General features: G+C 69.7%; 3 protein-coding genes. All 3 read left to right on the plus strand.

Annotated features, from left to right (window positions below):
* On the plus strand, positions 1-971 hold a 971-nt coding region (locus AC1DOC_RS29575), incomplete at its 5' end, for an AMP-binding protein (RefSeq protein ID WP_478131115.1).
* Between the two features lie 58 nt (positions 972-1,029).
* On the plus strand, positions 1,030-2,049 hold the full coding sequence (locus AC1DOC_RS29580) for a Bug family tripartite tricarboxylate transporter substrate binding protein (RefSeq protein WP_062363269.1): 1,020 nt from the start codon (positions 1,030-1,032) through the stop codon (positions 2,047-2,049).
* A gap of 114 nt (positions 2,050-2,163) precedes the next feature.
* Positions 2,164-2,383 (plus strand): TRAP transporter small permease (locus AC1DOC_RS29585; RefSeq protein ID WP_478131116.1); only part of this gene is annotated, 220 nt, incomplete at its 3' end.

Consider the following 2,383-nt stretch of genomic DNA (forward strand, 5'->3'; position numbering starts at 1 on the left):
CGGTGCTGGCGGCGCTCGCGAACGTGCCGCTCAACGGCGCCGACATCTCGTCGATCGGCTACTGCCGCACGGGCGCCGCCGTGCTCTCGCCCGAGCTGGCCGCGCGCTTCGAGCGCCTGTTCGGCCTGCATGTGCACGAGAGCCTGGGCATGACCGAGATGGCCGGCATCTCGACCATCACGCCGCCGGGCGTGGACGGGCCCGCGGGCTGCGTCGGCTTTGCGCTGCCCCACATGCGGATGCGCATCGTGGCGCTCGACGAGAACGGCAACGCCAGCGACCGCGAGCTGCCGCCCGGCGAGCAGGGCATGGTGCTGTTCAAGTCGCCCAACCTGTTCTCGGGCTTCGTCGATCCGGCCGACAACGCCAAGGCCTTCACCGCCGACGGCTGGCTCGCGACCGGCGACCTGGGCTGGATCGACGGCGACGGCAGGCTCAACCTCAGCGGCCGCTCGAAGGACCTGATCATCCGCAGCGGCCACAACATCGACCCCAAGGTGATCGAGGACGCACTGGGTGCGCATCCCGCGGTGCAGCTGTGCGCGGCCGTGGGTGCGCCCGATGCCTATGCGGGCGAGCTGCCGGTGGTCTTTGCCACGCTGGTGCCGGGCGCCTCGGCCAGCGAGGAGGAGCTGCTGGCCTTCACCGCCGCGCGCGTCGACGAGGCGCCCGCCAAGCCCCGCTCGGTGAGCATCATCGAGCACATGCCGATGACCAACGTCGGCAAGATCTACAAGCCCGAGCTTCGCGCCATGGCCGCGAGCCGCGTGGTGGCGGCCACGGTGGCGCAGGTGTGCGGGGAGCTTGGCGCGCCGCCGGCCGCCTGGCCGCGCGTGCGCAGCGAGGGCGAAAGCCTGGTGCAGGTGCGCATCGATGCCGCGGCCGCGGGCGCGCTCGCGGCGCCGCTGCAGGCTCGGATCCGCACGGCGCTCGAGGCGCTTCCCTTCAAGACGCAGGTGCTGGCCGAATAGCCACCGCGTGCCGGTTTCTTTTTTCGACAGACAACAACGACCGCCGGAGACATCGGACATGAGCGCAACCTTCACCACCACCAACACCGCGCACGGCATCACCCGCCGCGCCCTGCACTGCGGCATTGCTTCGCTCGCGCTCGCGGCCACCACCCCGGCCGCCTGGGCGCAGGCCTATCCGGGCAAGCCGATCCGCATGGTGGTGCCCTTTGCCGCGGGCGGCGCCACCGACGTGCTGGCCCGCGTGGTCGGCGAGAAGATGGCGGCGGGCCTGGGCCAGCCCGTGATCATCGACAACAAGCCCGGCGCTGCCGGCATCATCGGCACCGATGCGGTGGCCAAGGCGCCGCCCGACGGCTACACCCTGGTGCTGGCGCTGAGCAATTCGCTGCTGACCAACCAGTTCCTCTACCAGAAGCTGCCCTACGACACGCAGCGCGACCTCACGCTGGTCTACCAGATCGCCACCGCGCCGCTGGTGCTGGTGGTGCACCCCAGCGTGCCGGTGAAGAGCGGGCCCGAGCTCTTGAAGTACGTGGCCGCCAACAAGGGCAAGGTGGCCTACGGCTCGTACGGCGTGGGCGCCTACCCGCACCTGGCCGGCGCACACATGAGCCTCACGCAGAAGGCCGAGATGAACCACGTCGCCTACAAGGGCGAGGCGCCGATGCTGCAGGACCTGATCGGCGGCCAGATCCAGATGGCCTTTGCGAGCGCGCTGGTGGCCAAGCCGCACATCGAGGCCGGCAAGCTCCGGGCCATCGGCGTGAGCGGCGAGCGCCGCATGGCCACGCTGCCCAACGTGCCCACCTTGGCCGAGCAGGGCCTGGACGACGAGGCCTACCGCGTGGCCGGCTGGCTCGCGATTGCCATGCCGGCCGGCACGCCCAAGCCGATCGTGCAGCGCATTGCCGAAGAGGTGGGCAAGGCCACGCGCCAGCCCGACGTGCAGGCACGCGTGGCGGCAATGGGCTTCGACCTGAAGGAGAGCTCACCCGAGGCCTTTGCCGCCGTCTACAAGAAGGAAAGCCCGGTCTGGGAGCGCCTGATCAAGGATTCGGGCGCCAAGCTCGAGTAGCCCGCTTCGAGAGAGCCGGGAGGGGCGTGCAACGGGGCCGCAGCTTAGGAAAACCCCGATGAACGGATGGACATGGATCGTTACCATCCATAGCTGCTTTCCCCCTCCCTCTCGATGACCACTCCCAACGAGTCCGGCCCCTTGCTGGACGCCGCCAGCCCCCTTCCCCCAGACATCGAAGCCGCCGACGAGCCCACCCGGGTGCCGCTCGCCATCGAAGACTGGCTCACCGTCATCATCATGGGCGCGCTGGCGCTCATCACCTTTGCCAACGTGCTGGTGCGCTACTTCACCGACTCTTCGTTCGCGTGGACCGAAGAGTTCTCGGTCTTCC

It is taken from the genome of Variovorax sp. 01T439_2 (assembly GCF_056398445.1).

Excerpts from the sequence above, each read along its gene's own strand:
- AC1DOC_RS29580 (WP_062363269.1), top strand. The coding sequence starts at position 1,030 with ATGAGCGCAACCTTCACCACCACCAACACCGCGCACGGCATCACCCGC.